Genomic DNA, 26,379 nt, shown 5'->3' on the forward strand with positions numbered 1-26,379 from the left:
TAACGGCGATTTTATTAGCCAAAGGATGAAGTGAAAAATGAATAATCTGTCCACCATGATGAGAGAAATTGAAGGTTATCTCACGCCCGCGATTATCGATTCTGCTCAACGCTGTTCTCAACGCTTACTTGCCGCCCTGCCCGATAGCGACAATCCCGCGCACAATCGAGTGCTACTCGCCTATGGCGGCGGGAAAGACAGCAGCTATATGGTGGCGTATGTGCGCTACATTCAGGGGCTGATCTGGCAGCAGCAGGGCAGCACCTTCCAGCTGCGCATCAGCACCAATCGTCATGCGGCGATGAACGACAGCGTGATGGACAATATCGACCGTGTGTACCGCGCATTGCAGATCCACAACGATGACTTTACCGAATGCCTGGTGACTGATGGCTTGCAAATCCGCCACTTCGAACGTCATCTGCCGATGCCCGACAGCGTGCGCCAGCAGAATCGCAACGATGTGCTGATGAATGGCCATCGCTTTCGTGCCGATGCGCGCTCCACTTTCTGTAACGCCTGCAACCTCAGCATGGTGAACTCGTTTGGCCTTGCCGCGCACTACGAGGGCGGCGTGGATGTGATCATCACCGGTGATTCGCCGCAGGAGCAAACCGCTTACCTCGCCTGGGCTCGTCATCTTTCACGCCTGTTTGATGCGCCCGTTGCCGACAAATCGCGCGGCTTTAGCGGCTTCCTGCAAACCCTGGATGGCGTGGCAGAACGCTATTTCGCCGACATTTACGGCGCCGATCAGGTTACCCCGGCCCATCGCATCACCTGGCAGCTGGCACGCGATCCGCTGTTCTTCAACATCTATCAGGACACCGCCTATGAAGCGGGTGCGCACTGGTCGCTACTCACCGAGTTCATGCACTTCCGCTTTGATGAGCTGATGTTCAGCTTCTCTGAATCGGACTGCGGCAACCCGACGTTAATGGCACATATTCGCGGTCTGCGAGCGGAGACGCTGATGCAGCGTAACTACGCCGAAGGCATTCGCGAATATGTGCGCTTTGCGCTCGGCCTGATGGAGAAGAAAGATTTCCCGCCGCAACTGATTGCGGAAATGGCGGCGCGTTATCAGGACGATGCGGCGATTGAACGTGCTCGCCAGCGTGCAGCGCAGTTTGCCGAACAGGCGTTTGGCCTCAACGAAACCCAGCTGGTGTGCATGATCTATTCGCCGTTTATCGCGCAGGGCCAGCAGCTCAATGTCTGGCTACAACAGCTCGATCAGGCGCCTGATGAACAGGCGGTGCGGGCGCTGCTATGCGGCGATAGCGATGATTTGCTGCTGGCACAGCAGCTTGAGCAGCTCTCCGGTCTGACGATTGCACAGATGCGCCAGTGCTGGCGCAGTGCACAGGTCAATACGCTGCTGGATGGCACGCGCGGCGATGCGCTTTCACGCGTGCTGCGTTTCGATCCGCACAAAGCAGTGATTCAGGTCAACAACGGTGCCTTGCAAGACATCGTCACTGAAGTGATCTCCGGGCGATAACCCGGTAAGGCGACGCGATGAGAAAGATTTTCCTGCAGATTGGTGCCACGCGTGACGGGCAAAATCCGTACTGTGCGGTGGCAAAACGTGAGGGCTATTTTACCGTGCTGGCGGAGATGGGCGACTTTGTCGACTATCAAAGCTTAAGCATTCAGCTGCCGTTCGATCTGATTGTGCGTCTCGATCGCCCGGAAAATCCGTGGGATGTGTTACAAGCCTGTCTGCGCGCGGGCTTACTGGAACATCCTCAGGTGGTGCTGGCAGGCTTTGAAGCCTACAACGCCAGCGCCGGTCGCGTACGCGAACTGCTGGCCGGGCCGGATGCCGGACCTTGCTTTATTCCGCCGGATAAGTACGCACAGCGCATGGCCTTGCGTAAAGCCTGGCCACGCTTTCCACAGCCGGAGTTTCGCTTCTTTGCCTCACCGCTGAGCATTCGTGACGCGCGTGATGCACTGCTGTATCCCTGCGTGATCAAACCGGTGGATGGCGGCGGCGGATTAGGGATCTGGCTGGTGGAAGAGGCCAGCCAGCTCGATGCGGTGATCGGCAAGCTGGTGGAGACCATGAACTACGGCGGGCGCGGCTTTAGCGGCTTTATTGTCGAAAGCTGGCTGCCGGGCGACGAATATTCACTACAAGGTGTGGTGGATAACGGACACGCGGTGGCGCTGACCTGCTGTCAGAAGGTGATCGAGCACCACATCGATGCAGAAGGCTGTATCAGCTTTTACGAATCCGGCCATGTGGCGATGGCTGCACAACAGCTGCCTGCTGCCTTTGCCAGTTTGATGAGCTTTTGCTGTGAGACCTTTGGCTATCGCCAGGGCGCCTTCCACATCGATTTTATTATGGTGAACGGTGAACCGCACTTCCTCGAAATGGGTTTCCGCTTATCGGGCATGGGCGTGGTGAATCTGGTCGAGGAAGTCACAGGTATTAACTGGGCGGAGGTAGCGTTTAAGATTGAAGCCGGACGGGGTTTGCCGGTGCTGCACTTCCCTAAGCAAGCCCAGGCCATTGGTCGCCTGCGCCTGCGTCAGCGCCTGCAATATGACGCAGCGGAACGCTGGATCGCCCAACATCAGCGCGGTCAGTTATTGCCACCGCTCAATCTGCCCGCGCTGGCCGTTTCGCCGCGATCCTCGCTCTACGCCGACCTCACCCGTCATGCTGGTATCCTCGCCACCTTCCGTCTTGCCGCAGACAGCCGTGACGATGTGTTAGCGGTGTTCCAGCAGATTCTCGACGTTCCGTCCTTAGCCCCCCGGAGAGATCTTCTATGTGCAGAATGATTCTGGCAAGCGGCCAGTTTGATGCGGCAGCGGTACTGGACGCCGCACGCGCCATGAGCTGTGGCGAAACCGCCACGCATGACGGCCCGATCAAACAGCACCCTAATGGCTGGGGCTGTTTGTGGCTGGATCAGGGAAAGATTCGCACCCTGCATGGCACTGGCACCTTTGCTGATGCGCTGCCTGGTATTGACGTTGATGCACTGCGTCACAGTCGTTTTCTGGCGGTACATGTCCGCCACGCCACGCTGAGCAAAAATCACGGCATCGAGTTTTCCCATCCGCTGTGGCGCACCAGCGGCGCGACGCAGTGGTACATGATGCACAACGGCTTTTTACCCACGGTCTATGCGCAACTGGGCATGGCGGAATCGCGCTTTGACTCCGCCGAATACCTTGAATATATCGTCGACCAGGTGACGCCTGCCGATTTTACCCGTGACTACCTGCGCAGCAAGATGGCGCGCGTGGCACCGGGTGGCAGTGCGGCTAATGCGATTTTTGTCACCCGGGATAAAGCCTGGGCGTGGCAGTGGCATCCCGATGACACCCCTTATCCTGACTATTTCACGTTGCATCATTATCAAAATAACAGCACCACTTTCATCTCTTCTGAACCTATTGCTGCACTGGGCACGGCGTCTGACTGGCGTCGCATGAACAACCATGAACTTCATGAATTTCCACTTGGGGAGTGATCAGCATGGCCATTTTCAATCAGATACGCGTTATCCATCCAAAAATGTTCGTCGAAAGCACCTGGCTGGATGACATCGTGACCGCGCGCGTGCCGCTGTTGGTGCTGCGCAATTTCCTGACGCCTGAAGTGCGCGAAGCGGTGGTGGACGATCTGCAACAGTGCCGCGATCAGGTGCGCGTCTCGCGCTATCCAAATGGCGCACTGACCACGCTCGGCCCCTATCTGGCTAAACACACTCGCGCACCCGAAAATTACTTCACCGAGTTGCGCGACATCCAGCCTGCACTGCCAGCATCACTGCACTGCCTGCGCGATCAGGTTTACAACTGGGTGAAGCACTCATTGCGTCTGGAGAGTCTGCACACTGCCCGCGAGCCGGAGTTGGGCGATTACGCGGGTTCGATTGTGCGCTTTCATGCCAATGGCGTCGCCAATCCACTGCATAACGACAACATCGTACGCGATGCCGCGGGCAGTGGTTTGGCCGTCACCCACATCCTGCATCAGTTGAGCTGCGTGGTCTGTTTGCAGGAGTGCAATGCGGGTGGAGAGCTGCGCATTTTCAACAAGAAGTGGCATCCGGTGGATGAGCGCTTCAAAACGCCGGGTGAGCTCGGCTATCAGACTGGCGTGATTGAGCAAAGCGAGGCGTGTGAGTTCTCCCCACGCAGCGGCGATATCTACCTGTTTAATCCGGCTTTTTATCACGAGATTGATCGCGTGGAAGGCGACACGCGCATCACCATGGGCTTTTTCTTTGGCCTGACCGACAAAAAAATGAAGCACGCCATTGCCTGGAGTTAATACCGGGCCTTCGACGAGGAGATGAACATGAATACCTATGAAAAAATCACCACCCTGCTGGATCAACACCACGCAGACTATCGCGTGGTGGAGCATGAGGCCATCGGTCAGACCGATGTGATCAGCGGCATTCGCGGCAACGATCTCAATCAGGCTGCCAAAGCCATGGTGCTGGAAGTGACGATGCCTGACGGTGCCGATGCGCGTTACCTGCTGGCGATAGTGCCGGGCGACTGCAAGATCAACTTCAAAAGTGCGGCACGCGCCATTGGTGGCAAGAAGTCGAGTTTTGCCGCGCCAGAGAAAGCACAGGAGCTGACGCAGTGTGTGATGGGCGCGGTGCCGCCCTTTAGTTTTGATGACCGACTGGCGCTGCGCGTCGATGCGCGCCTGCGTGATGTCGGCACGCTGTGGTTTAACGCCGGCGCGCTGGAGCGTTCCATGGCGCTGAATGTGGATGATTTTTTTCGTGTTATCGGCGATGACTGTTGTGCAGACATTGCCACTCCGATGACGGCGACTGCCTGAAACGGCTGCAGTAAGGAACGAGTATGTCAGTAAAAGATATGATGTTAGCCCTGTGCGTAGTGGTGGCGTGGGGCGTGAATTTTGTGGTGATCAAACTGGGTCTGCACGATATGCCGCCGTTTCTGCTGGCGGGATTGCGTTTTGCACTGGTGGCGTTCCCGGCGATCTTCTTTGTGAAGCGGCCGCAGATCCCTTTGCGCTGGCTGATCGTGTACGGCATGACTATCAGCTTTGGTCAGTTCGCTTTCCTGTTTCTGGCGATCAAACTCGGCATGCCTGCGGGACTGGCCTCACTGGTGTTACAGGCACAGGCGTTCTTTACGCTGCTGCTCGGCGCTTTGTTACTGGCGGAAAAACTGCGCTGGAACCACATCGCCGGGATTTTAGTGGCGACACTTGGCATGTTTATGCTGGCAACGGCGGGCATGGAGGGGCAAACCACCGCCGGGATTACGCTCACCACCATGATGCTGACGCTGGCGGCGGCGCTGTCATGGGGACTGGGCAATATCACCAACAAGATCATTCTGCGTAACCGTAAGGTGCCGGTGATGTCGCTGGTGGTGTGGAGTGCACTGGTGCCGGTGGTGCCCTTTTTCGCCTGCTCATGGTGGTTCGATGGTGAGGCAGCGATCGTCACCAGCCTGCTGAATCTCTCGTTGCAGACGGTGCTGGCGCTGATTTACCTCGCGTTTATTGCCACTATTGTCGGCTACGCGATCTGGGGCAATTTGCTCGGTCGCTATGAGACCTGGCGCGTGGCGCCGCTGTCACTGCTGGTGCCCGTGGTGGGCATTCTTAGCGCTGCGCTGGTACTCGACGAAACCCTGTCAGCGCAGGAAATTCTCGGTGCGTCAGTGATTATTCTCGGCCTGCTGGTGAACGTGTTCGGCGGGATGGTGAGCCAGCGATTATGGGTGCGCACCTGATCCGCAGAAACAAAAACGCCGCATTTCTGCGGCGTTTTCTTCTCAACACAATATCCTTAATTCAGGATTTCAATGCGACGCGGTTTCGCTTCTTCAGGAACGATGCGTTCCAAATCGATGCTCAGCAGGCCCAGTTCGAGACGCGCATCGCGCACCACGATGTGATCGGCCAGCTGGAATTTGCGCTCAAAGTTACGTTCGGCGATACCCTGATACAGGTATTTGCGCTCCGGTTGCTCTTCGGGGTGCGCACCGCGAATAATCAGCACATTGTCGTGTGAGGTAATATCTAACTCGCTCTGGGCAAAGCCCGCAACGGCAATGGTGATGCGATAGTGGTTTTCATCCACCAGCTCAACGTTGTACGGAGGATAGCCACCATTGGCCTGGTTCTGATTGGACTCAAGCAGACTAAACAGACGGTCGAAACCAATAGCAGAACGATAAAGCGGAGTGAGATCAAAGTTACGCATAAAAAGACTCCTGAAAATCAGCAAGTTTTGGCAACCTTCCACCATGGACAGGTTGTGCGGCCCGCTGCTGCCCCTGTCGGCAACAGCAACGCGACCGTGAAGTAAAAATGGGTGCGCTTTGATCGCTTTCAAGGGCAATGCGTATTTTTTTACAGCAATTTTGACGAAATAGCATACACTCAGAAATTCTTCGCCTGCATTGCATGACATCGCCACAGAGCTTTGCTGCAGCAGGAGACACACTCCAGCCAGAAGTGATGGCTGTAGGGATGATGAAATGAAAATGATGAAAAGCTTTCCGCTCACCGGCCTGCTGGTCTGCGGCGTTTTGACTACTTCGGGTTGCTCCAGCGTCATGTCTCACACTGGCGCCAGCCAGGGTTATTATCCCGGCACTCGCGCCAGCGCAGATATGATTGCCGATGACAATACCAGTTGGGCGATAAAGCCGCTGGCGGTGATCGATCTGCCCTTCTCCGCCGTACTGGATACGATTCTGTTGCCGTGGGATTACTTCCGCACTGACAAAGATTCGGCGCATGACCGTGTGCTGCAAAGCGAAAAATTGGCTGGCACTGACGCCAGCCTGGCGACTGCCGCCGCTATGCCATCGACGTCGCACTGACGCAGAACAGCTGGCGCCAGCCCTCAATTTCCCGCATATAAGCGATCTGTTTGCCGTCCGGTGACCACACTACCGCATCACCGGAAGGCGGCTGCTCGCTGCGTTTGGTTAAACGCGTGACGTGCCCGGTCGCCACATCACAGCGCATCACGCTGTTATCGCAAATAAAGGCGATCGCCTCGCCTGACGGCTGCCAGCTGAATGCTGACTGAATAGTGCTGCTGAGCCGTGTGATTTGACGCGGTGAACCACCGTTAGGCGACACACACCACAGCTGTACAAGGCCCTGCTCATCCGCCATCAGGAAGGCGATGGTGCTGCCGTCCGGCGACGCGCGCAGCCAGTGACGTGGCTGCAATGCTAACCCTTTACTGTGCGTGATGCGGCGCTGCTGCACACCGGCAGGCGGTGCAGGCAGTTTATCCGCCGTGCCCTGTAACGGTGATGCACCGGGTTTGGCGTAATCACTCAGCGCCTCGGGCAAATCCACCACAAACACTTCCGGCACTTTATCGCCGTTGGCAGCACGCGTATCACCGATAAACGCCAGCGCCCAGCGCTGCCAGCTGCCGTCTTCTTTCTGATACCCACGATCGCCAATCCAGCCCTCTTCATAAGCGCGGTCAATCTGATCGCTGCCAGGCTGTGGATCGCGCGTGGTTTGGCTTACCAGCACGCAGTAATGGCTGCCATCGTATTCGCGGGGATGCTGTTTCGGTGGACACACCGGATGCAGCGGTACGGCCACGCCGACATTACGCAGATCCTCACGCGCATCTTTTTCATGCATCACATGGTCGTTATAGGTATAGCTGAGGCGCGATCCGTCTGGACTGAATACATGCACATGCGAGCCGCCGCGCAATGCGCCGGGCGTATAAGGTGCGGTAATGTCACAGGCATCGAGATTTTCCGCATTGCCCTGCTGCACAATGACGCCGCGACGATGATGGAAATCATAATGCCAGTGTGCATCGGGATGCTCAGGGCCATGAATGCACACATAGCGCGGCGGCAGATCCGGGCTGACGGTCACCACGCCGACATGCGCACCGTCGCGTGCCTGATACAGCACCTCGACCGCACCGCTCGCGACGTTGACGCGTTCGATGGTCAGACTGGTAAAGGACGCGCCCGACGGACGAACATCAAACGCCAGCCACTGGCTGTCCGCGGTCCAGACGTTTATATTGGTGAGCTGATGATGACGCTGTGCAAAGGTGAGTTGTTTTTCTGACATGAGGCAACCTTACATCCAACAGTTGCCGAACAAAGTACGCGATTATGGGGTGAGGTGCAGCAGGCACAGCGCAATAATTTGCGAACAGTTGGCGCAATTCAATACGAATCGATCACGTCAGGAATGAGTGATAGATTGCGCGATAAATCATGAACAGATCGCGCAATGTATGGCTGACAGATTGCGTGATAAATCGTGAACAGACACGCAATGAATGGCGCCGCTACGCATCGCAGGGCGTTGTAGCGGTGCCATTTATCGCACGTTATCGATCACCCAACCCGCTTCACATCCCCGACCAGCAGGATATAGGAGAGCGCACCAACCAATGCCACGGCGGAGATATACACCAGCGCCGGGGCAAAGCCGTAATCCTGTGCCAGATAGCCCACCACCAGCGGTACCGTGATGCCGCCCAATCCACCGATAAAGTTAAACATTCCACCGGTTAAACCGATCAGGCGAATCGGCGCCAGCGACGACACCAGCGACCAGGTAATAGAGGCGAAGCCGTTGCCGAAGAACGCGATGGCCATCAGCGTCATAATCCACACCGGATCGTTGGTGTAGTTGGCACCCATGATGCAGGTAGAGATCAGCAATCCACAGATAATCGGCGTTTTACGCGCAAAACCAAGGGAACGCCCGCTGCGCACCAGACGATCGGCCACGATGCCAGAAAGAATCACACCAAAGAAGGCGGCGAGAAACGGCACGGTGGTCATAAAGCCTGCTGTCAGCGCGGAGATGTGTTTTTCCTGCGTCAGATAGTTCGGGAACCAGGTCAGGAAGAACCACAGCGTAGAGGTAACAGCGAACTGCCCAAGGTACACGCCGCACAGCTTGCGATGGAACACCAGTTTCCAGTCGGCGGCAGTGAGTTTGGTGCGCGTTTTTTTCGCCGCGGGAGCATCGCCGTCCACCATCGCCCCCCCTTCACGGATATAGTCCAGTTCCGCCTGGTTGATGCCTTTGCTCTGGCTTGGGGCTTGATAGAACTTGATCCACACCAGCGACCAGATGATGCCTATGCCGCCTGTGATGATGAACACCCAGTGCCAGCTCAACAGTTCCTGAATCCAGATCAGCAACGGTGTGAGAAAAGCGAGACCGACAAACTGACCAGAGGTATAAAAGCCCACGGCAGAGGCACGCTCCTGCTCCGGGAACCAGCTGGTGACCAGACGATTGTTGGTCGGGAACGCAGGCGCTTCAAAGATGCCGGTAATGGCACGCAAGCCAATCAGCGATAATAATCCGCTGGCAAAACCCTGGAATAACGTGGCGACCGACCAGCCGAAGATGGCAATAAAATAGGTCAGGCGGGAACCGACGCGATCGAGGAGCCAGCCGCCGGGAATCTGGCATAGCGTATATAACCAGGCAAAGGCAGAGAAGACATATCCCATCTCCGCTTTACTGATGCCGAACTCTTCCTGAATATGCGCAGAGGCCACCGCTAAATTAGCGCGGTCGACATAGCAAATCACCACCGTAATAAAGATCATCAGCAGCGTAATGTAACGACGCCGGGTGGGTTTGGCCTGAACAGCAGAGAGATCCATGGTGTGTCTCCGTAATCATATTTGTAGTTGAGGCGTGACGATGCCCGCCGCTACAAATGCAGGGTAAGGATAGTGAAGGTAAAACCGCACAGGCGGTAAATGTCATTTGCCGGGAAAAAGGCTGAGCGAGGTCCTATGCCTTATTTCACCGGCATATCTTTATCTAAAAGATTTTATAAATTCTTATACCCTAAATAATTCGACGTGCAGAATGGTGGCATGGGAATACACTCCCGAGAGCTTACTTAAGGTGAGTAAGCACAGCCAACGCATCTGTCGCTTAAATTATGACGAGTATTACCACTCAGCGACCGTTCCGTCTGGGAAACGCCATAATGGATTACGCCAGTCTGGTGCATTCTTACTTCTTTCAATCACCAGCTCTTCGTTAATTTCCACGCCGAGACCCGGTTTATTCAGTGGATAGAAGTGACCATCATCCATTTTGAAATCATCTTTATTGATAACGTAATCCAGCAGTTCAGCACCCTGATTATAGTGAATGCCCATGCTCTGCTCCTGGAACACCGCGTTGCGTGAAACGAAATCGACATGCAGGCAGGCAGCCAGCGCGATCGGGCCGAGCGGACAGTGTGGTGCCAGCGCTACATCGTAAGACTCTGCCATCGCGGCAATTTTGTAGCACTCGGTGATACCGCCCGCATGCGACAGATCCGGTTGCAGAATCGCCAGGCCACCCGCTTCCAGCACGCGTTTGAACTCGAAGCGCGAGAACATACGTTCGCCTGCGGCAATCGGAATATGGGTTTGCGCCGCCAGACGCGGATAATATTCCGCCTGTTCCGCCAGCACCGGCTCTTCAATGAACAGCGGACGATACGGCTCCAGCTCTTTGATCAGCACTTTCGCCATTGGCGCACTGACACGGCCGTGGAAATCGAGGCCGAACTCAATCTCTTTGCCAAAAGCTTCACGAATCTGTGCCACGGTATTCACCGCTGCATCCACTTTGCGCGAGTTGTCGATAATGCCCATCTCTTCGCATCCATTCAGCTTGAAGGTGTCGAAGCCAATCTTGCGCAGTTTCTTGATGCCGTCGACCACTTCTTCCGGACGATCGCCCCCCACCCAGCTGTAAGCCTTGATGCTGTCACGCACCAGACCACCAAGCAGCTGATACACCGGCACACCCAGCGCTTTACCTTTGATATCCCACAATGCCTGATCGATACCGGCGATGGCACTCATCAAAATCGGACCACCGCGATAGAATCCACCGCGATACATCACCTGCCACAAATCGTTGATGCGTGCCGGGTCCTGACCAATCAGATATTCCGACAACTCATGCACAGCCGCTTCGACGCTGCGCGCGCGCCCTTCAATCACCGGTTCGCCCCAGCCAACGATGCCTTCGTCGGTTTCGATTTTCAGGAACATCCAGCGCGGCGGCAGGCGATAAGTGGTCAGTTTGGTTATTTTCATCGTACAGCATCCTTATAAGCAGCAATAAATGCGCGAGCTTTCTCCACAGTGCGCGACAGCGGCTGGCCAGCGCGATAGAGATCGCTGCCCAAACCTGCGCCAATGCAGCCCGCGGCCAAAAATTCATGCAGGTTTTCTGGCGTCACGCCGCCCACCGCAAACACCGGCACTTCCGGCGGCAGCACCGCTTTCAAGGCCTTGATGTAGCCCGGACCAAACGCCGACGATGGGAAGATTTTCAGCGCCTGGGCGCCCGCTTGCAGTGCGGTGAAGGCTTCGGTGGCGGTGGCGCAACCCGCTGCAACAATCATCCCTTTCGCCACGGCCTGACGGATGACTGCCGCATCGGTATTCGGCGTCACCACCAGCTTGCTGTTAAGCGTGGCCAGTTCATCGACCTGTGCCGGATGCAACACGGTGCCCGCACCGATCAGCGCTTTATCGCCGAAAGTCTGCACCATCGCGCCGATGCTTTTGGCCCATTCCGGGGAATTCAGCGGGATCTCAATGGCATCGAAACCCGCTTCGATTAGGGCACCCACGTGCGCTTCGGCCTCGTCTGGCGTGATGCCACGCAGGATGGCGATCAATGGCAATTTAGTGTGCCAGGTCATCTGCAATACTCCTTATTCCATGCTGGAACGCGCGGTCGCCTTCCAGGGTGACTGAATCCATGCCGATAAATTGCAGCGCCTGCTGATAACGCTGCGCCAGCGCATTTCCAGCAATAATGATGATCGGTTGGCGGCGATCCGCGTGTTCCGTCATCAGCGCCACTTCATGACCAATCAGCAGGCCGGATAGGAAATCGCTGATATGGCGGCGATCGCGTGCGCCCAATACATGAGAAGCACGCACTTCGAACAGCCGGGAAAGGATCGATGCGTCGTGGCTGCCGACCGCTAAGCCCTCACGGAAAGCGGCGGCATTCTCTTCCTGTTCGGGTAAACCCGCACCGATTAGCGACTGTTTCAGCAGCAGATGATGCAGTTCGCCCGTCATCACCGTGCGGAAATCCTGCACACGCAGCTGCTCCACCTGCACCCATTTGGCATGCGTGCCAGGCATCACATACTGCATAGCGGGTTGCAGCGCGAAGGCACCTAGCAACTGTGTCTCTTCACCGCGCATCACGTTGTAGTTGTCAGCACGTTCGACGCTCAATCCCGGCACGATCCACGCTTTATCTTCAACGCGGGTCAGGCGGCTGCTGAGTTGATCCAACGCCACAGGACAGGCCAGATAAGGCACCGTAAGCCAGCCTGCATTGCTACCGACCATGCCCGCCATCACCACCGGCACATCATTCACTGGCCAGCCGTCTGTCACACTGGCAAAGACCTCTGCAGGCGTGCGTCCGCCAAGACGCGTGACGCCCGCTTCTGACCGGCGCTCATCAACGCAGTTACCCTGCTGATAATGCCAGGCACGCAGATTGGTTGAACCCCAATCAATCGCGATATAGCTGGTCACATAATCTCCTTGAGTCGGGCGGTGGAGCTGGCGATCATCGCTTTTGCCGCCTGCTCCGCCGCATCACCATCCTGATGTCGGATGGCATCAAACAGCGCCTTGTGTTCGGCTAAGGTGCGCGGCATGTTGCCGGAATCCGCCATGTAGGTTTTCGCAAACACCGCTTTCTGTAACTGGCTGATCGCCACATTAAGCTGCTGCAATACCGGATTGTGCACCGAAGCCAGCACCGCTTCGTGGTAGCGGATATCCGCCTCATTGAATGCTTCCCGATCGAGATGATGGGCAACCATGTCGTTATAAGCCTGCTCAATCGCCGCCAAATCGTTGGAGGTCGCGCGTTCCGCCGACCAGCGCGCAATCTGCGGCTCCACCAGCACGCGCACTTCACTCATGGCGGCAATCAGCCTGGGATCTTGATCGTGCGCCAGTGCCCATTGCAGGACATCGCTGTCGAGGTAATTCCACTGATTGCGCGGGGTGACAAAGGCGCCACGGTAACGCTTCATTTCCATCAACCGCTTTGCCATCAGCGAGCGAAATACTTCGCGGATGATGTTTCGCGAGGTGCCAAAGCGCTCACACAACTCTGCTTCGGCGGGCAACGCGGCGCCCGGCACATACTTCCCTGCTACAATTTCTTCACCCAGCGTCAGGATGATGCGCTCGGTTTTGCTTAATTGTTCTTGCGTCATGATGTTCCATTCAGTGAAAGACGGTAGCCCATCAGATTACTGCTTTCGACGCGTGAAAACTAACAGACACCTCACGTCACGACGCAGATTGTAGTACTAACCAAACAGGTTGTACTACAATCTGGATCACATAATAGACAATTCATCGACGCATAAATGTGCACCCGATTAAATCAAGCTGAGTGTGAGTTGGGGCATCACTTATGACGGATCAGTGTGCCCCAGGCAGAAACTTAGAAGCTCGCTCGTTGGGTGATCATTCATGGTGAAGCAATGCGCACCGGGTGGAAACGAGACTGATCGTTCGCGGGTTCATCATTTATGAAGTATGAATAGCTGCTTCACGGAAACCGTAACGATCATTCGTCGTGTCGGCATTGATGGCGACCGATGGACATTTGCAGAATGAATTCAGAGAGGCGGACAGCAGCACGCTGCCCGCAAAAGAAAGGATTACAGCACCAGCTCTTCAATGGCATGCGCGACGCCATCTTCCATATTGGTTTTGGTCACGAACTGCGCAATGTTTTTGACTGAATCAATGGCATTACCCATCGCCACGCCGGTTCCCGCGTACTCAATCATCGCCAGGTCGTTTTCCTGATCGCCAATCGCCATCACTTCCGACTGCTGCAGGCCGAGTTTGTCCGCCAGCATTTTCACGCCGTAGCCTTTGTTGACCAGTGGATTGAGAATTTCGAGGTAGTACGGCGCACTTTTCAGGATGGTGTAGCTGTCACGGGCACGCGCAGGCAGGCCAGCAATCGCTTTATCCAGCAAATGTGGCTTGTCGATCATCATCAGTTTCGGGAAGCGAGTGGCCGGGTCCATCTCTTCTACCGCGCGGTAGCGAACCGGAATGCCGGTCAGGCTGGCTTCATGGATGGTATATTCGCTGATGTCTTTATTTGGCGTGTAGAGGAAAGATTTGTCGAATGCCTGGAAATGCACGCCGAGGTCGCGCGCCAGCTGTTCCAGATAAAGATAGTCATCAAAGCTCAGCGTTTTTTCTGCCACCACATCGCCGCTATCCGCGCTGTGCACCAGCGCACCGTTGTTACTGATGCAATACTGGCCGGGCTGCTGCATATCGAGTTCCATCAGATAGCGCTCAATGCCGACCAACGGACGACCGGTCGCCAGCACAATGGATACGCCTTTATCACGCGCACGACCAATCGCCGATTTCACCGCCGCCGTCACTTCGTGCTGCGGGTTGAGCAGCGTGCCGTCCATATCGATCGCAATCAATTTTATCGCCATAACATCCTCGGTTAAGTCAGAGTTTGTTTAATGCTAGCGCGATTCAGCTCACATTGACCAGTTAATCGGCAACGGACGGCACTTCAGGCTATTTTGCGGTCAGCGGCTTGCGGACAAACAAGCCATAGCTCAGCGCACCCAGCATTAGCAAGCCCGCTCCCAGCAAGAACACGTTGGTAAATTTGCCGGTAGTATCCAGGATGATGCCCGTGACAATGGGTGCCATTGCTGCGCCGAGGAAGCCACCAAAGTTCTGAATCGCACCAAGGGAAGCCACCTGAGATTTTGGTGCAATATCACTGGCAAGCGTCCAAAGTGCCCCTTGTGGCATCTGCGAACAGAAGTAGCCCATGGCCAGCAGGCCAATTGCCAGTGGCGTACTATCCACGAAGGGGATCGGTGCCACGAAGCAGGCGGCCAATGCTGCGCCAGTCACAATCGGAACTTTACGCGCGGTGATTGCCCGCACACCGCGACGCACTAATCGATCGGACAGCATACCGCCCACCAGCACGCCTAAAATGCCGGCGAAGAATGGAATCGAGGCGATCCAACCAGTGGCTTTGAGACTGAAACCCAGGGATTTTTCCAGATAGCCGGGCAGCCAGGTGAGATAGACCCAAATAGTGAACATGATGGAGAAGTTGCCGATCACCATAAACCAGGTGGTGCTATGGCGGAACAGTGCGCCCCAACTGGCTTGTGCCTTCTCTTCTGGTGCAGCGACACTGCGCTGCCCGGCATGCAGCAAAGCATCTTCACGCGCTTCTGGATCACGATAAAACTTCCACCACGCCAGCAGTAATGGGATCCCCATTAAGCCAATGGCGACAAACATGCCGCGCCAGCCGAATGTCAGCAACAATACGGTCAGAATCGGAGGGGCAATCGCATTTGCGATTTGCGAACCGGTATTGATGATCGCCGTGGGTAAGCCTCGCTCGTTATCACCAAACCAGCGATGGGTGATCTTAATGCCCGAAGTGAAAAACGGCGATTCGGCGATCCCTAACATCATGCGTAAGCCATAGAAGAAGCTGTAGCTGTTCACAAACGCCGCCAGCACAGTAAACGTGGACCATAAGCCAAGCGCCCATGAAAACATTTTCTTCGGGCCAAACTTATCCACCAGCCAGCCAGCGGGTAAATTCGCCAGCGCATAAGGCCAGAGGAACGCGGAAAGTAACAAGCCCATTTCCGTTTGAGAGAAACCAAATTCAGCGGCAATGGTGGTGTTGGCAATGCTCAGGTTGGCGCGATCAAGATAGTTAACCACCGCTGCCAACAACAGAAGGAGGACGATGCCCCAGCGCAGTTTACCTATGGTTGTCGGCTGGGTAATGGTCGCATCAGATAAGGTATGCGCAGAAGGTTTCATGACGCCTCCTGCGGTGTAGTAAACAGGTCGAGATGGATTTTAATCACTGCTTTGCGAATGCGCTGTACTTCGGGCGCGGCACAGCATGGGCGATGCACATCGTGCGGGAAAAACAGCGCGAATTGGCCAGGCGTTAAGGTAATCATCGATTCATTGATGGTGTCCTGATAAAACACCACATCTCGTTCATTGCGCAAATCTTCAGTAATGACATGCTGCGGATGCGCACGCGCCACGCCGATATTTTCACGTCCTTCCAGTAAATATTGAATATCAACATAGTTAAAGTGCGACTCCGCACGGCGCGCACTCGCCGGCTCGGTCTCCATTTCCTGCACCAGACAGAACATCTGGTTGTTGGGCAGTAAATCGTATTTCCCTGCTTCCAGCTGGCTGAAATCGGTATCCGCAATCCAGCGAATAGCCTGGTCAACTATGGGATGAAAAGCGTGGCGCTCGCGCGTCCAGTCCAGTCGATCGCATACAATCATGATGTCTTCCCGTGTCGTTATCGTTAGAGGGTTCAGGTACAGCGGGAGGATAAGCATCCTCCCTGAGAGGTGTTATTTGGCTACACGTGGCTGCCACAACGCACTGCCATCACGGATTTGATCGAGCAGCACGCTCAATCCCCAGAATTTTTCCAGCACGTTGTCTTTGTTCACCCGGCAGTGCTCACTGGCAAACGTGCCCAGTCGCTGGTGATAAATCTTGGCGTTTTTTGGATAGCCGAGCGTTTCAGTCACAGCGCTCAGCGACAGGAACAGCGACAGTTCATGGGCTTTTTCCGGCTGCTGTGCGCCATGGTGATAAAGCCAGTGATATAAGCCCGGGTGGAAGTTGGTGAACACACCGCTGAAACCTTTGGATCCCGCTTGCATCGCCGGCCAGGCAATCGCGGCATTCGCATTGATAATGGCCAGTGGCGTGCCCTGAGCCAGTTTGACGCGGCGCTCAACAGTTGGCAGATCGCAGCTCACATCTTTCAGCACCACAAAACGGCCACTATTGGCGCAGAAACTGAACTCTTCATCACTCAACAGTCGACGATATGGCGCCGGGCACTCATAAAGCCCCAATGGCATGTCTGCGGGTAACGATTCCAACAGATGATTGAGATGGGTATAGAATGCTTCGCTGCCCTGATTTTGAGGATCGAGGTGGTTGGTCACCAGCACCAAAGCATCAATCCCGGTATTGGCCATAGCCTGCAGCTCTTTAGTTTGCTCTGCCAGATCATCACTGATATGGCCTGAGGCGATAACGGGCACACGGCCTTCAACTTTCTGTACCACAAAGCGAGCCAGTCCTACTCGCTCCTCAAGGCTGAGATACTGCATCTCACTCGACTGGCACACCGCGAATAGCGCATCCACGCCCTCTTTTAAGTACCAGCTAATTAGCTTTTCCAGGCCGGGATAATCAATCTGGTTACCTGGGGTAAACGGGGTCAGCATGACCGGTACAATGCCTTCAATCTTTTTCATCATCTCTCCTGCCAGCGAAAGGCCGCTGTGATTAGTTATCTGGTTTATCGTTGTTGAAGTCGGGTCAGCACCTGCTGACGATCGGGCATGTTGCTTGCCCCTTCTCGTTCAACAGCGAGCGAAGCAAAAGCTGAGGCCCAGGTCGCCGCTTGCAGCAAGCTTTGGCCCTGAGCGAGTGCCGCCGCCAACGCGCCGTTGAAGGCATCGCCCGCGCCCGTGGTATCCACGCTGAGCGCAGGAAATGCCGGAATATGGTGAAATTGTTGGTTATCAAACAGCAGTGCACCGCGCGATCCCATGGTGATGATCACCCTCCGCGCGCCCAGTACGACAATGGCCTGAGCAGCCGCGCGTGCGCTGGGGACATCATGGATTTCAATGCCAGACAGACGCGAAGCTTCGGTTTCATTCGGCGTGAGTACATCAATCATCGGCAGGCAGCTCACCACGTCAGGGGAAAATGGCGCAGGGTTCATAATGACGCGCACGCCCATGGTGTGTGCGAGACGGATGGCGCTGCGGGTAGCTTCAAAGTTGTTTTCCAACTGCAGTAGCATCACATCCGCATCGGTTAATTCATGCGTGAGTTCAGCAATCTCTTCGTCGGTAATGGTTTTGTTGGCACCCGAATAGATGGCAATCATGTTCTCGCCATTTTCTTGCGAGACATAAATGATGGCGCTGCCCGTGGGTTCGGTATCGGTCTGATAGAGACGAAAGGAGTGAATGTCGGAAGCGGAGAGATGATCGAACGCAAACTGGCTGAATTGATCGGTACCGACTTTGGCCACAAAATGGACGCGCGTACCCGCACAGCTAGCGGCCATCGCCTGATTGGCGCCTTTACCGCCAGGCCCCAGCGTGCTGCCTAACGCCATCAGTGATTCGCCACTTTGCGGAAACTGCGCCACTTTCGCCACGATATCGACGTTAAAAGCACCAAGAATGCAGACTTTCCCCTGCTTACCGGATGACTTTATCTGGCCTTTACGTGACTGCAGGCGTTGTAGCAACACCTCAAAGTTGCCGCTTTCGCTGATGAGCTTTTCCTGCAAATTGCGGCGTAACGCAATCGCTCCACCATAGCAGCGCTGCACTAAGCCCTGCTGTGCCAGTGCACTGAGATCGGTACGAATGGTTTCTCGTGTCACGCCTAACTGGCTTGCCAATCCATTAACCGTGACCCGTTCGTGCTCATCCAGCCATTGCAAAATCTGGCTACGTCGTTCTTCCAAAAACATGCGTTTCCCTCCGTTTCGCTCGCAAGCGTAAGGGAGACGACTGTTTATGAAAGTGATGCGGATCTCAGCACTCGGGAAAAAACGGAAGCAAACAAAAGCGAATGCAGATGTTTTTCAAGGAAAAAGAAGATTGTCAGGCGGATAACAAAATAGGGGGAATAAAAAACCCTTCCCGATAGGGAAGGGTTGATGTGACAAATCAGATATCGATGTTAGCAGCTTTCAGCGCGTTCTCTTCGATGAAGGCGCGGCGCGGTTCAACCGCATCGCCCATCAGCGTGGTGAACAGCTGGTCAGCCGCGATGGCGTCTTTAATGGTGACGCGCAGCATGCGGCGGCTGTCTGGATCCATGGTAGTTTCCCACAGCTGCTCTGGGTTCATTTCGCCCAGACCTTTATAGCGCTGGACTGACAGACCACGGCGCGACTCTTTCACCAGCCACTCAATTGCCTGCTCGAAGCTGGTCACTGGCTGACGGCGATCGCCACGTTCGATAAACGCATCTTCTTCAATCAGACCGCGCAGCTGCTCGCCCAGACCACAGATTTTACGGTATTCCGGTCCATCAATGAACTCGCTGTCCATCGGATAGTCGGTATCAACGCCGTGCGTACGCACACGCAATACCGGTTCGAACACGTTCAGTTCGCTGTTGGTGCGTACGTGCGCCATATAACTGCTGCCGTGCGCTTCGCGCTCGCTCAGGTATGCGACTAAACCTTCAATCCAGCCTTTAACTGCGGCTTCATTGCTGAGATCGCTGAGGGTTGGATGGTAGATCAGGCCACGCAGCATTGCCGTTGGGAAGCGACGTTCCATACGTTTGATCATGCGCTGGGTGCTGTTGAAATCACCCACCAGATTTTCCAGCGGCTGGCCGCCGAGCGCCGGTGCGCTGGCGTTGGTGTGCAGTGTTGCGCCATCCAGTGCGATAGCGATCTGGTACTGATCCATCGCTTCGTCATCTTTAATGTATTGTTCCTGCTTGCCTTTCTTCACTTTGTACAGTGGCGGCTGAGCAATATACACATGACCACGCTCGACAATTTCCGGCATCTGACGATAGAAGAAGGTCAACAGCAGCGTACGGATGTGCGAGCCATCGACGTCGGCATCGGTCATGATGATAATGCTGTGATAACGCAGTTTGTCCGGGTTGTATTCGTCGCGACCGATACCACAGCCGAGTGCGGTGATCAGCGTCGCCACTTCCTGAGAGGAGAGCATCTTGTCGAAACGCGCTTTCTCCACGTTGAGGATTTTACCTTTCAGCGGCAGGATCGCCTGGTTCTTACGGTTACGTCCCTGCTTGGCAGAGCCGCCCGCTGAGTCACCTTCCACAAGGTAAATTTCAGACAGCGCAGGGTCACGTTCCTGGCAATCAGCCAGCTTGCCCGGCAGACCAGCCAAGTCCAGCGCGCCTTTACGACGGGTCATTTCACGGGCGCGGCGCGCCGCTTCACGTGCACGCGCGGCATCGATAATTTTGCCAACCACGATTTTCGCGTCTGACGGGTTTTCCAGCAGGTATTCGCTCAGCAGTTCGTTCATCTGCTGCTCAACCGCGGATTTCACCTCAGAAGAGACCAGTTTGTCTTTGGTCTGTGAGGAGAACTTTGGATCCGGCACTTTCACCGAGACCACAGCAATCAGGCCTTCACGCGCATCATCACCGGTGGCGCTGACTTTGGCTTTTTTGCTGTAGCCTTCTTTGTCCATATAAGCGTTCAGCGTACGCGTCATTGCCGCACGGAAGCCCGCAAGGTGCGTACCGCCATCGCGCTGTGGAATGTTGTTGGTGAAGCAGTAGATGTTTTCCTGGAAACCATCGTTCCACTGCAGCGCGACTTCCACACCAATACCGTCTTTCTCGTTAGAGAAATAGAACACGGTTGGGTGAATCGGGGTTTTGTTCTTGTTGAGGTACTCAACAAACGCCTTGATGCCGCCTTCGTAGTGGAAGTGGTCACTCTTGCCGTCACGCTTGTCTTCCAGACGGATTGAAACACCCGAGTTCAGGAAGGAGAGTTCACGCAGGCGTTTCGCCAAAATGTCATACTCGAACTCCACTACATTGGTGAAGGTTTCGTAGCTCGGCCAGAAACGGACGCGTGTACCGGTGGTTTCAGTATCACCAGATACCGCCAGCGGTGCCTGCGGCACACCGTGCTGATAAATCTGCTGATGCACTTTACCTTCGCGGCGAATGGTCAGTTCCAGTTTCTGCGACAGGGCGTTAACCACTGACACGCCCACGCCGTGCAGACCACCGGACACTTTATACGAGTTATCGTCGAATTTACCGCCGGCGTGCAGCACGGTCATGATCACTTCTGCCGCAGACACACCCTCTTCCGGGTGAATGCCGGTCGGAATACCACGGCCATCATCCTGAACAGACACAGAATTGTCCGCATGGATGGTGACGACGATGTCACTACAGTGACCCGCGAGCGCTTCGTCGATTGCGTTATCCACGACCTCGAATACCATGTGATGCAGACCGGTGCCGTCATCGGTATCACCGATATACATACCCGGGCGTTTGCGTACCGCATCAAGCCCTTTAAGGACTTTGATACTTGAGGAGTCATAAGAATTCGACATCAACGTTTCTCGCTCATTTAATCTTCAGGTTGAACCGCTATTTTACCCTGTTCCACGCGGAACATCTTGCCCTTTTCGTCACTCATGTCGATTACATGTTCGACACCAATGGCGCTGACAAATACCTGAGCCTGCGTGGCTTTCAGGCGCTCGGCAAGCAACCGACGACGCGAATCGTCCAGCTCCGAGGCAAAGTCATCAATCAGGTACAAACAGCGACGTCCGCTGCTACGCGTCAGATATTCGCCCTGCGCTAAACGCAGTGCACACATCAGCAGCTTTAATTGACCGCGTGAGAGTAAATCTTCCACCGGCGTGCCTTCCGCACGGATGCGAAAATCCGCTTTGTGCGGGCCGCTGGCGGTATAGGTGAGCGCGCGATCGCGCTCGAAATTACGTTCCAGCAGTTCGGCAAAGTCGCTCTCTTTATCCCAGCCGCGCTGAAACGAAAACGACAACTCAAACTCTGGTAAAAATTGACTGCAGGTAGCGATGATCTCTTTCGAGATCGCCGCACTGTACTCGGCTCGCCACTGGCTAATCTGTTCGGCCAGCGGCACCAGTTCCTGATCCCACGGGCGAATTTGGCTGTAACGCGAAACTTGTCTCAGCGCGGCGTTACGCTGTTTCATCAGACGCCGTAAATTATTCCAGGCATTGAAGAAACCGGGTGCGGAGTGAAAGCATCCCCAATCAATATAGGCTCTACGGTATTTGGGGCCGCCGTTGAGCAAAGTAAACCCTTCCGGCGTGATCAACTGCATCGGCAGCAATTGCGCCAGCTCCGCCACTTTATGACCGTCGCTGCCGTCGATGCGCACTTTGCTATCACCGGCGCGATTTTTGGTCAGCCCCACGGCCAATTCGCGCTCACTGCCTTCAATTCGTCCGTGCAGGACAAACGCATCCTGATCGTGACGAATGACGCGTCCAGCCTGCAAACTGCGAAATGCGCGGCCATGTCCGAGGGTGTAAATAGCCTCCAGCACGCTGGTTTTACCGCTGCCGTTAGCACCCACGAGGAAATTAAAGCCTGGTGCCAGCGTGAGATCGGCCTGCTCGATGTTGCGGAAATCTTTAATCAGGAGGCGGGTTAAAGCCATGAACGAATCCAGCTGCGCATTAAGAAGTGGTTTTCACCTAACCCTGCCATCGAGGGCGTTAACGGCGAAGCTAGTTTGCTCACGGCCAGCGCGCAGGCCCTGGGAGCATACTGAAGTATGTGACCAGGGACGAGCACTGCCCGGGGGCAAAATAGCGAGTAAGTTAGCCCGCTATAAGATCACAAGCGCATTGGCATGACGACGTATGCCGCCGCTGGGCTGGCAACGTCTTCAATTTGCACACTCGAAACCGAATCGGTCAGCAGCAAACGCACGTTTTCGCATTTCAGCGCATTCAGCACATCTAACACGTAACTCACGTTAAAGCCGATCTCCAGTTCAGTGCCGCTATACGACACATCCAGCATCTCTTCCGCTTCTTCCTGTTCAGGGTTATTGGCGGTGATCTTGAGCTGATTTTCGGTGATATAGATACGAACACCGCGGAACTTCTCATTCGAGAGAATCGCTGCACGGGCAAACGCCTGTTTCAGCAGATCGCATCCCGCTTCCAGCGCTTTGTCCGGGTTTTTCGGCAATACGCGGCGATAATCCGGGAAACGGCCATCAACCAGCTTAGAGGTAAAGATAAAGTCACCAACGTGGGCGCGAATGTTGCTGCTGCCGATCTGTACCTGCAGCGGAGTCTCGCCGCCATCAAGCAAACGGACTAATTCAATCACACCTTTACGTGGCACGATCACCGAATGGTTAGGCAACGCCTGGCCAATCGGCATGGAGCATACCGCCAGACGGTGTCCATCGGTGGCGACGGTGCGCAACTCTTCACCTTCGGTCTCAAACAGCATGCCATTGAGGTAGTAACGCACATCCTGATGCGCCATCGAGAACTGGGTTGCTTCAATCAGACGTTTCAGCGTGGCCTGTGGCAAAGTGAATTCCACCTCGCTCTGCCAGTCATCCAGATTAGGGAAGTCAGTGGCGGGCAGCGTCGATAAGGAAAAACGGCTGCGGCCAGAACGCACCAGCATTCTGTCACCTTCCAGCGTCAGGCTAATTTCCGCCCCCTCTGGCAAACCGCGACAGATATCGAGGAATTTACGCGCGGGCACGGTGGTCGCACCGGGCTCGTGGGGCTGCGTTAATGCAACGCGGGCCACCATCTCCATTTCCAAATCGGTGCCGGTCAGACGCAGTACGCCTTCACTCACCTGCAACAGTAAATTTCCGAGGATCGGTAAGGTCGGGCGTCCACCAAGCGGGCCGCTAACCTGTTGCAGTGGTTTCAGCAACTGCTCACGTTCTACAATAAATTTCATATGCGTCAGGAAGATAATGTTCGAATGAGGTTAGAGAAATCTTCTTTGATGTCGTGGCTCTCTTCACGCAACTGCTCAATTTTACGGCAGGCATGGAGCACGGTGGTATGATCGCGGCCACCAAACGCATCGCCAATTTCCGGCAGGCTATGGTTGGTCAACTCTTTCGCCATTGCCATTGCCATCTGACGCGGACGTGCCACCGAGCGCGAACGGCGCTTCGACAGTAAATCCGCGACTTTGATCTTGTAGTATTCGGCCACCGTTTTCTGGATGTTATCGATGGTGACCAGCTTTTCCTGCAGCGCCAGTAAATCTCGCAGCGCTTCGCGCACGAAATCGATGGTGATCGCGCGGCCGGTAAAGTTGGCATTGGCGATGACGCGGTTCAGTGCCCCTTCCAGCTCACGCACATTGGAGCGCAGACGCTTGGCAATAAAGAAGGCGACTTCTCCCGGCAGGCGAATATCGTTTTCATCCGCTTTCTTCATCAGGATCGCCACACGCGTTTCCAGCTCAGGCGGCTCGATCGCGACGGTTAATCCCCAGCCAAAGCGCGACTTCAGGCGATCTTCAACACCATTGATCTCTTTTGGATAGCGATCCGAGGTCAAAATGATCTGCTGATTGCCTTCCAGCAGGGCGTTAAAGGTATGGAAAAACTCTTCCTGCGAGCGCTCTTTATTGGCAAAGAACTGAATGTCATCGATCAACAGTGCATCGACGGAGCGGTAATAACGCTTAAATTCTTCAATGGCGTTGTTCTGCAGCGCTTTTACCATGTCCTGCACAAAACGTTCTGAGTGCATGTAAACCACTTTGGCATTCGGCTTGCGCGCAATAATGCCATTTCCCACTGCATGTAACAGGTGAGTTTTACCTAAACCGGTTCCGCCATAAAGGAAGAGCGGGTTGTAAGCCCCACCAGGATTATCCGCCACCTGACGTGCCGCCGCGCGCGCCAGCTGGTTAGATTTACCTTCAACGAAGTTATCGAAGTTATGGCGGTTATTCACATTTGAGCGGTAAGTGACATCCGCCGGGGCGGGCACTGAATCCCAGCTTGGACGCAAGATTTGCGCCGGAGCAGGACGGTTTTCAACAGGAGCAGGGGTGCTGTAAGCCGCCATGGCTGGCTGGCTGGCTGCAACCTGCGCAGCCGGGCGCGTGCCCACTTCAAAACGCAGCAAAGGCACATTCGGACCGCAGAATTCATTCAGCAGCCCATTAATACTATTGAGATATTTATCCCGAACCCAGTCGAGTACAAACCGATTTGGTGCATACAAGGTCAGCGTATTGTCGTTTAATTCAGCTTGCAGCGGACGAATCCACATGCTGAATTCGGTGGCAGGAAGCTCATCCTGCAAACGGGCAAGACACTGTTGCCAAAGCGTAAGTGACACGGCGGACTCCACTCGTACAAAATCGATAAGAATTTCAGGCGCTAATAATAGAAACTGTCTTTTTTGACACAGGCGATCAGAAAGCGCCTGCGACCGCTATCCGCGGTAGTCATCCCTGGCGATCGCAGTGAGGATCGTCAGCGGAAGGGCGGATCATAGCGCAAAGCGGCACAGAGATCTTCCCTTTCTACACAGTTTTGATCCAATTTATCCACAGGCTAGTGAAGCGCTAATGAGTTTACGCTTTCTGTGGAAAAAGCGAGCGGTGATCTTGCTGAAAGAGGCAATTTTTCTGGTCGCCTCTCGTTTCCGCGCAATAAATCTGCAAATTGATCGCAAGAAGATCCTGCGCGATCCTTGCGCTTTACCCTATAGCCCGTATAATTCCCCACCCGGCATTATTGCGTGAAGCCTTGATGCCCGGAATCAGCGGGCTGTATCTGGTTTCCAGGTGCCGCGAACTGCGAAGTAAATTGACTCTGGACTGTACAATTATTACAATCCCGCCTCTTTATTAAAGACACATTGAGGCGTAGGTCGATTTACTGGCCCGAAAACGCGTCACCCAGTGAAAATTTTCAAGTTTAGGTAGAAATCGCCATGAAACGCACTTTTCAACCGTCCGTACTGAAGCGCAACCGTTCACACGGTTTCCGTGCTCGTATGGCAACAAAAAATGGTCGTCAGGTTCTGGCACGTCGTCGTGCTAAAGGCCGTGCTCGTTTGACCGTTTCTAAGTAATAAAGCTAACCCTCGTGGTTAAGCTCGCATTTCCCAGGGAGTTACGTTTGTTAACTCCCACTCATTTCACTTTCGTCTTCCAGCAGCCACAAAGAGCCGGTACGCCGCAAATCACCATCCTCGGCCGCCTTAACTCGCTGGGGCATCCCCGCATCGGTCTTACCGTCGCCAAAAAGCATGTGAAACGCGCCCATGAACGCAACCGGATCAAGCGATTGACCCGCGAAAGCTTTCGTCTGCGCCAACATGAGCTGCCTGCGATGGATTTTGTCATCGTGGCGAAAAAGGGGATTGCTGACCTCGATAACCGTGCGTTAACGGAAGCGTTGGAGAAATTATGGCGTCGTCACTGTCGCCTGGCTCGCGGCTCCTGATCGCCCTGATACGCGTTTATCAACGCGCCATCAGCCCACTACTTGGACCTCATTGTCGGTTCCATCCCACCTGCTCGCAGTATGGGATTGAGGCATTACGTCGTTTCGGCGTCGTAAAAGGTAGTTGGTTGACGATAAAACGCGTATTAAAATGCCACCCTTTGAACCCGGGTGGTGACGATCCTGTGCCGCCAAAAACCTTTGATACCAGAGAACATTAA

27 protein-coding genes are annotated in these 26,379 nt (G+C 54.9%); 11 read left to right on the forward strand and 16 right to left on the reverse strand.

Annotated elements, in window-relative coordinates; translation table 11 throughout:
* Positions 1–37 precede the first annotated feature (37 nt).
* From F3J37_RS10545 to F3J37_RS10570, 6 genes are read left to right on the forward strand one after another with little or no spacing between them, the layout of a single operon-like run.
* Positions 38–1,504 (forward strand): hypothetical protein, encoded by a 1,467-nt coding sequence (locus F3J37_RS10545; protein WP_166933344.1) that lies wholly within the window; start codon positions 38–40, stop codon positions 1,502–1,504.
* A 17-nt stretch (positions 1,505–1,521) separates the two neighbouring features.
* Positions 1,522–2,799: an ATP-grasp domain-containing protein gene (locus F3J37_RS10550; RefSeq protein ID WP_166933346.1), complete on the forward strand. Its 1,278-nt coding sequence runs from the start codon at positions 1,522–1,524 to the stop codon at positions 2,797–2,799.
* The gene (locus tag F3J37_RS10555; RefSeq protein WP_160869102.1) at positions 2,787–3,497 is read left to right on the forward strand and encodes a class II glutamine amidotransferase; all 711 of its coding nucleotides are present in this window, start codon (positions 2,787–2,789) and stop codon (positions 3,495–3,497) included. Before F3J37_RS10550 ends, F3J37_RS10555 begins: the two co-directional genes overlap by 13 nt.
* A gap of 5 nt (positions 3,498–3,502) precedes the next feature.
* Positions 3,503–4,303: a 2OG-Fe(II)-dependent halogenase WelO5 family protein gene (locus F3J37_RS10560; protein WP_166933348.1), complete on the forward strand. Its 801-nt coding sequence runs from the start codon at positions 3,503–3,505 to the stop codon at positions 4,301–4,303.
* 27 nt (positions 4,304–4,330) lie between these two features.
* Positions 4,331–4,831 carry a YbaK/EbsC family protein gene (locus F3J37_RS10565; RefSeq protein WP_034829989.1) on the forward strand — a complete coding sequence of 167 codons (501 nt, stop codon included), beginning with the start codon at positions 4,331–4,333 and terminating at the stop codon, positions 4,829–4,831.
* 23 nt (positions 4,832–4,854) lie between these two features.
* Positions 4,855–5,760 (forward strand): EamA family transporter, encoded by a 906-nt coding sequence (locus F3J37_RS10570; protein ID WP_166933350.1) that lies wholly within the window; start codon positions 4,855–4,857, stop codon positions 5,758–5,760.
* A 56-nt stretch (positions 5,761–5,816) separates the two neighbouring features.
* Here the strand turns inward: F3J37_RS10570 and ibpA are convergent, their stop codons facing one another.
* Complete coding sequence (gene ibpA / locus F3J37_RS10575; protein ID WP_034830093.1) at positions 5,817–6,233, reverse strand: small heat shock chaperone IbpA; 417 nt, start codon at positions 6,231–6,233, stop codon at positions 5,817–5,819.
* A gap of 277 nt (positions 6,234–6,510) precedes the next feature.
* On the opposite strand from ibpA, the gene F3J37_RS10580 reads away from it, so the two are divergent.
* Positions 6,511–6,858 carry a YceK/YidQ family lipoprotein gene (locus F3J37_RS10580; RefSeq protein ID WP_034829992.1) on the forward strand — a complete coding sequence of 116 codons (348 nt, stop codon included), beginning with the start codon at positions 6,511–6,513 and terminating at the stop codon, positions 6,856–6,858.
* On the opposite strand, the gene F3J37_RS10585 is transcribed toward F3J37_RS10580, so the two are convergent.
* The 15 genes from F3J37_RS10585 to dnaA all read right to left on the reverse strand — a co-directional run bounded on the left by F3J37_RS10585 (position 6,836) and on the right by dnaA (position 25,043).
* Complete coding sequence (locus F3J37_RS10585; protein ID WP_166933352.1) at positions 6,836–8,098, reverse strand: YidR family protein; 1,263 nt, start codon at positions 8,096–8,098, stop codon at positions 6,836–6,838. The two genes, F3J37_RS10580 and F3J37_RS10585, sit on opposite strands and share 23 nt — an antisense overlap.
* Positions 8,099–8,370: 272 nt before the next feature.
* Positions 8,371–9,663, reverse strand: coding sequence for an MFS transporter (locus F3J37_RS10590; RefSeq protein ID WP_166933354.1), 1,293 nt, complete (start codon positions 9,661–9,663; stop codon positions 8,371–8,373).
* Between the two features lie 297 nt (positions 9,664–9,960).
* A complete protein-coding gene (gene dgoD, locus F3J37_RS10595; RefSeq protein ID WP_034829995.1) occupies positions 9,961–11,109 on the reverse strand; it encodes a galactonate dehydratase in 1,149 nt (382 codons plus the stop codon).
* Positions 11,106–11,723 (reverse strand): 2-dehydro-3-deoxy-6-phosphogalactonate aldolase, encoded by a 618-nt coding sequence (locus F3J37_RS10600; RefSeq protein WP_045833469.1) that lies wholly within the window; start codon positions 11,721–11,723, stop codon positions 11,106–11,108. Before F3J37_RS10600 ends, dgoD begins: the two co-directional genes overlap by 4 nt.
* The gene (locus tag F3J37_RS10605) at positions 11,707–12,582 is read right to left on the reverse strand and encodes a 2-dehydro-3-deoxygalactonokinase (protein WP_166933356.1); all 876 of its coding nucleotides are present in this window, start codon (positions 12,580–12,582) and stop codon (positions 11,707–11,709) included. Before F3J37_RS10605 ends, F3J37_RS10600 begins: the two co-directional genes overlap by 17 nt.
* Complete coding sequence (locus tag F3J37_RS10610; RefSeq protein ID WP_034829999.1) at positions 12,579–13,277, reverse strand: FadR/GntR family transcriptional regulator; 699 nt, start codon at positions 13,275–13,277, stop codon at positions 12,579–12,581. The genes F3J37_RS10605 and F3J37_RS10610 overlap by 4 nt, the downstream gene beginning before the upstream one ends.
* Before the next feature lie 453 nt (positions 13,278–13,730).
* Positions 13,731–14,540: a sugar-phosphatase gene (yidA, locus tag F3J37_RS10615; RefSeq protein ID WP_034830000.1), complete on the reverse strand. Its 810-nt coding sequence runs from the start codon at positions 14,538–14,540 to the stop codon at positions 13,731–13,733.
* Positions 14,541–14,628: 88 nt separating this feature from the next.
* Entirely contained in the window at positions 14,629–15,918 is a 1,290-nt protein-coding gene (locus tag F3J37_RS10620) for an MFS transporter (RefSeq protein WP_058961707.1), read from the reverse strand.
* Entirely contained in the window at positions 15,915–16,409 is a 495-nt protein-coding gene (locus F3J37_RS10625; protein WP_166933358.1) for a NanQ anomerase/TabA/YiaL family protein, read from the reverse strand. Before F3J37_RS10625 ends, F3J37_RS10620 begins: the two co-directional genes overlap by 4 nt.
* Before the next feature lie 72 nt (positions 16,410–16,481).
* Entirely contained in the window at positions 16,482–17,405 is a 924-nt protein-coding gene (locus F3J37_RS10630) for a dihydrodipicolinate synthase family protein (RefSeq protein WP_166933360.1), read from the reverse strand.
* Positions 17,406–17,449: 44 nt separating this feature from the next.
* Positions 17,450–18,646, reverse strand: a complete 1,197-nt coding sequence (locus F3J37_RS10635; protein WP_166933362.1) for a PfkB family carbohydrate kinase — start codon at positions 18,644–18,646, stop codon at positions 17,450–17,452.
* Between the two features lie 199 nt (positions 18,647–18,845).
* A complete protein-coding gene (gene gyrB / locus F3J37_RS10640; protein WP_034830003.1) occupies positions 18,846–21,254 on the reverse strand; it encodes a DNA topoisomerase (ATP-hydrolyzing) subunit B in 2,409 nt (802 codons plus the stop codon).
* Positions 21,255–21,271: 17 nt separating this feature from the next.
* Complete coding sequence (gene recF, locus F3J37_RS10645) at positions 21,272–22,357, reverse strand: DNA replication/repair protein RecF (protein WP_034830004.1); 1,086 nt, start codon at positions 22,355–22,357, stop codon at positions 21,272–21,274.
* A 179-nt stretch (positions 22,358–22,536) separates the two neighbouring features.
* Entirely contained in the window at positions 22,537–23,637 is a 1,101-nt protein-coding gene (gene dnaN / locus F3J37_RS10650; RefSeq protein WP_034830010.1) for a DNA polymerase III subunit beta, read from the reverse strand.
* A 5-nt stretch (positions 23,638–23,642) separates the two neighbouring features.
* The gene (gene dnaA / locus F3J37_RS10655; RefSeq protein ID WP_034830012.1) at positions 23,643–25,043 is read right to left on the reverse strand and encodes a chromosomal replication initiator protein DnaA; all 1,401 of its coding nucleotides are present in this window, start codon (positions 25,041–25,043) and stop codon (positions 23,643–23,645) included.
* 232 nt (positions 25,044–25,275) lie between these two features.
* Between dnaA and F3J37_RS10660 the strand changes: the two genes are divergently transcribed.
* From F3J37_RS10660 to yidD, 4 genes are all read left to right on the forward strand, one after another.
* On the forward strand, positions 25,276–25,452 hold the full coding sequence (locus F3J37_RS10660; RefSeq protein WP_166933364.1) for a hypothetical protein: 177 nt from the start codon (positions 25,276–25,278) through the stop codon (positions 25,450–25,452).
* A 191-nt stretch (positions 25,453–25,643) separates the two neighbouring features.
* Complete coding sequence (gene rpmH / locus F3J37_RS10665) at positions 25,644–25,784, forward strand: 50S ribosomal protein L34 (RefSeq protein ID WP_000831330.1); 141 nt, start codon at positions 25,644–25,646, stop codon at positions 25,782–25,784.
* A 14-nt stretch (positions 25,785–25,798) separates the two neighbouring features.
* Positions 25,799–26,158 (forward strand): ribonuclease P protein component, encoded by a 360-nt coding sequence (rnpA, locus tag F3J37_RS10670; RefSeq protein ID WP_034830013.1) that lies wholly within the window; start codon positions 25,799–25,801, stop codon positions 26,156–26,158.
* Positions 26,122–26,379: a membrane protein insertion efficiency factor YidD gene (yidD, locus tag F3J37_RS10675; RefSeq protein WP_007893564.1), complete on the forward strand. Its 258-nt coding sequence runs from the start codon at positions 26,122–26,124 to the stop codon at positions 26,377–26,379. The genes rnpA and yidD overlap by 37 nt, the downstream gene beginning before the upstream one ends.

The organism is Candidatus Pantoea communis, from assembly GCF_011752685.1.
Taxonomy (GTDB): domain Bacteria; phylum Pseudomonadota; class Gammaproteobacteria; order Enterobacterales; family Enterobacteriaceae; genus Pantoea; species Pantoea communis.

Excerpts from the sequence above, each read along its gene's own strand:
- F3J37_RS10630 (WP_166933360.1), bottom strand. The coding sequence starts at position 17,405 with ATGAAAAAGATTGAAGGCATTGTACCGGTCATGCTGACCCCGTTTACC.
- rpmH (WP_000831330.1), top strand. The coding sequence starts at position 25,644 with ATGAAACGCACTTTTCAACCGTCCGTACTGAAGCGCAACCGTTCACAC.
- dgoD (WP_034829995.1), bottom strand. The coding sequence starts at position 11,109 with ATGAAAATAACCAAACTGACCACTTATCGCCTGCCGCCGCGCTGGATG.
- F3J37_RS10580 (WP_034829992.1), top strand. The coding sequence starts at position 6,511 with ATGAAAATGATGAAAAGCTTTCCGCTCACCGGCCTGCTGGTCTGCGGC.
- F3J37_RS10610 (WP_034829999.1), bottom strand. The coding sequence starts at position 13,277 with ATGACGCAAGAACAATTAAGCAAAACCGAGCGCATCATCCTGACGCTG.
- yidD (WP_007893564.1), top strand. The coding sequence starts at position 26,122 with ATGGCGTCGTCACTGTCGCCTGGCTCGCGGCTCCTGATCGCCCTGATA.
- dnaN (WP_034830010.1), bottom strand. The coding sequence starts at position 23,637 with ATGAAATTTATTGTAGAACGTGAGCAGTTGCTGAAACCACTGCAACAG.
- F3J37_RS10620 (WP_058961707.1), bottom strand. The coding sequence starts at position 15,918 with ATGAAACCTTCTGCGCATACCTTATCTGATGCGACCATTACCCAGCCG.
- recF (WP_034830004.1), bottom strand. The coding sequence starts at position 22,357 with ATGGCTTTAACCCGCCTCCTGATTAAAGATTTCCGCAACATCGAGCAG.
- F3J37_RS10585 (WP_166933352.1), bottom strand. The coding sequence starts at position 8,098 with ATGTCAGAAAAACAACTCACCTTTGCACAGCGTCATCATCAGCTCACC.
- F3J37_RS10565 (WP_034829989.1), top strand. The coding sequence starts at position 4,331 with ATGAATACCTATGAAAAAATCACCACCCTGCTGGATCAACACCACGCA.
- F3J37_RS10555 (WP_160869102.1), top strand. The coding sequence starts at position 2,787 with ATGTGCAGAATGATTCTGGCAAGCGGCCAGTTTGATGCGGCAGCGGTA.
- gyrB (WP_034830003.1), bottom strand. The coding sequence starts at position 21,254 with ATGTCGAATTCTTATGACTCCTCAAGTATCAAAGTCCTTAAAGGGCTT.
- F3J37_RS10545 (WP_166933344.1), top strand. The coding sequence starts at position 38 with ATGAATAATCTGTCCACCATGATGAGAGAAATTGAAGGTTATCTCACG.
- F3J37_RS10660 (WP_166933364.1), top strand. The coding sequence starts at position 25,276 with ATGAGTTTACGCTTTCTGTGGAAAAAGCGAGCGGTGATCTTGCTGAAA.
- F3J37_RS10625 (WP_166933358.1), bottom strand. The coding sequence starts at position 16,409 with ATGATTGTATGCGATCGACTGGACTGGACGCGCGAGCGCCACGCTTTT.
- F3J37_RS10560 (WP_166933348.1), top strand. The coding sequence starts at position 3,503 with ATGGCCATTTTCAATCAGATACGCGTTATCCATCCAAAAATGTTCGTC.
- F3J37_RS10570 (WP_166933350.1), top strand. The coding sequence starts at position 4,855 with ATGTCAGTAAAAGATATGATGTTAGCCCTGTGCGTAGTGGTGGCGTGG.
- F3J37_RS10600 (WP_045833469.1), bottom strand. The coding sequence starts at position 11,723 with ATGACCTGGCACACTAAATTGCCATTGATCGCCATCCTGCGTGGCATC.
- F3J37_RS10635 (WP_166933362.1), bottom strand. The coding sequence starts at position 18,646 with ATGTTTTTGGAAGAACGACGTAGCCAGATTTTGCAATGGCTGGATGAG.
- yidA (WP_034830000.1), bottom strand. The coding sequence starts at position 14,540 with ATGGCGATAAAATTGATTGCGATCGATATGGACGGCACGCTGCTCAAC.
- F3J37_RS10590 (WP_166933354.1), bottom strand. The coding sequence starts at position 9,663 with ATGGATCTCTCTGCTGTTCAGGCCAAACCCACCCGGCGTCGTTACATT.
- F3J37_RS10550 (WP_166933346.1), top strand. The coding sequence starts at position 1,522 with ATGAGAAAGATTTTCCTGCAGATTGGTGCCACGCGTGACGGGCAAAAT.
- ibpA (WP_034830093.1), bottom strand. The coding sequence starts at position 6,233 with ATGCGTAACTTTGATCTCACTCCGCTTTATCGTTCTGCTATTGGTTTC.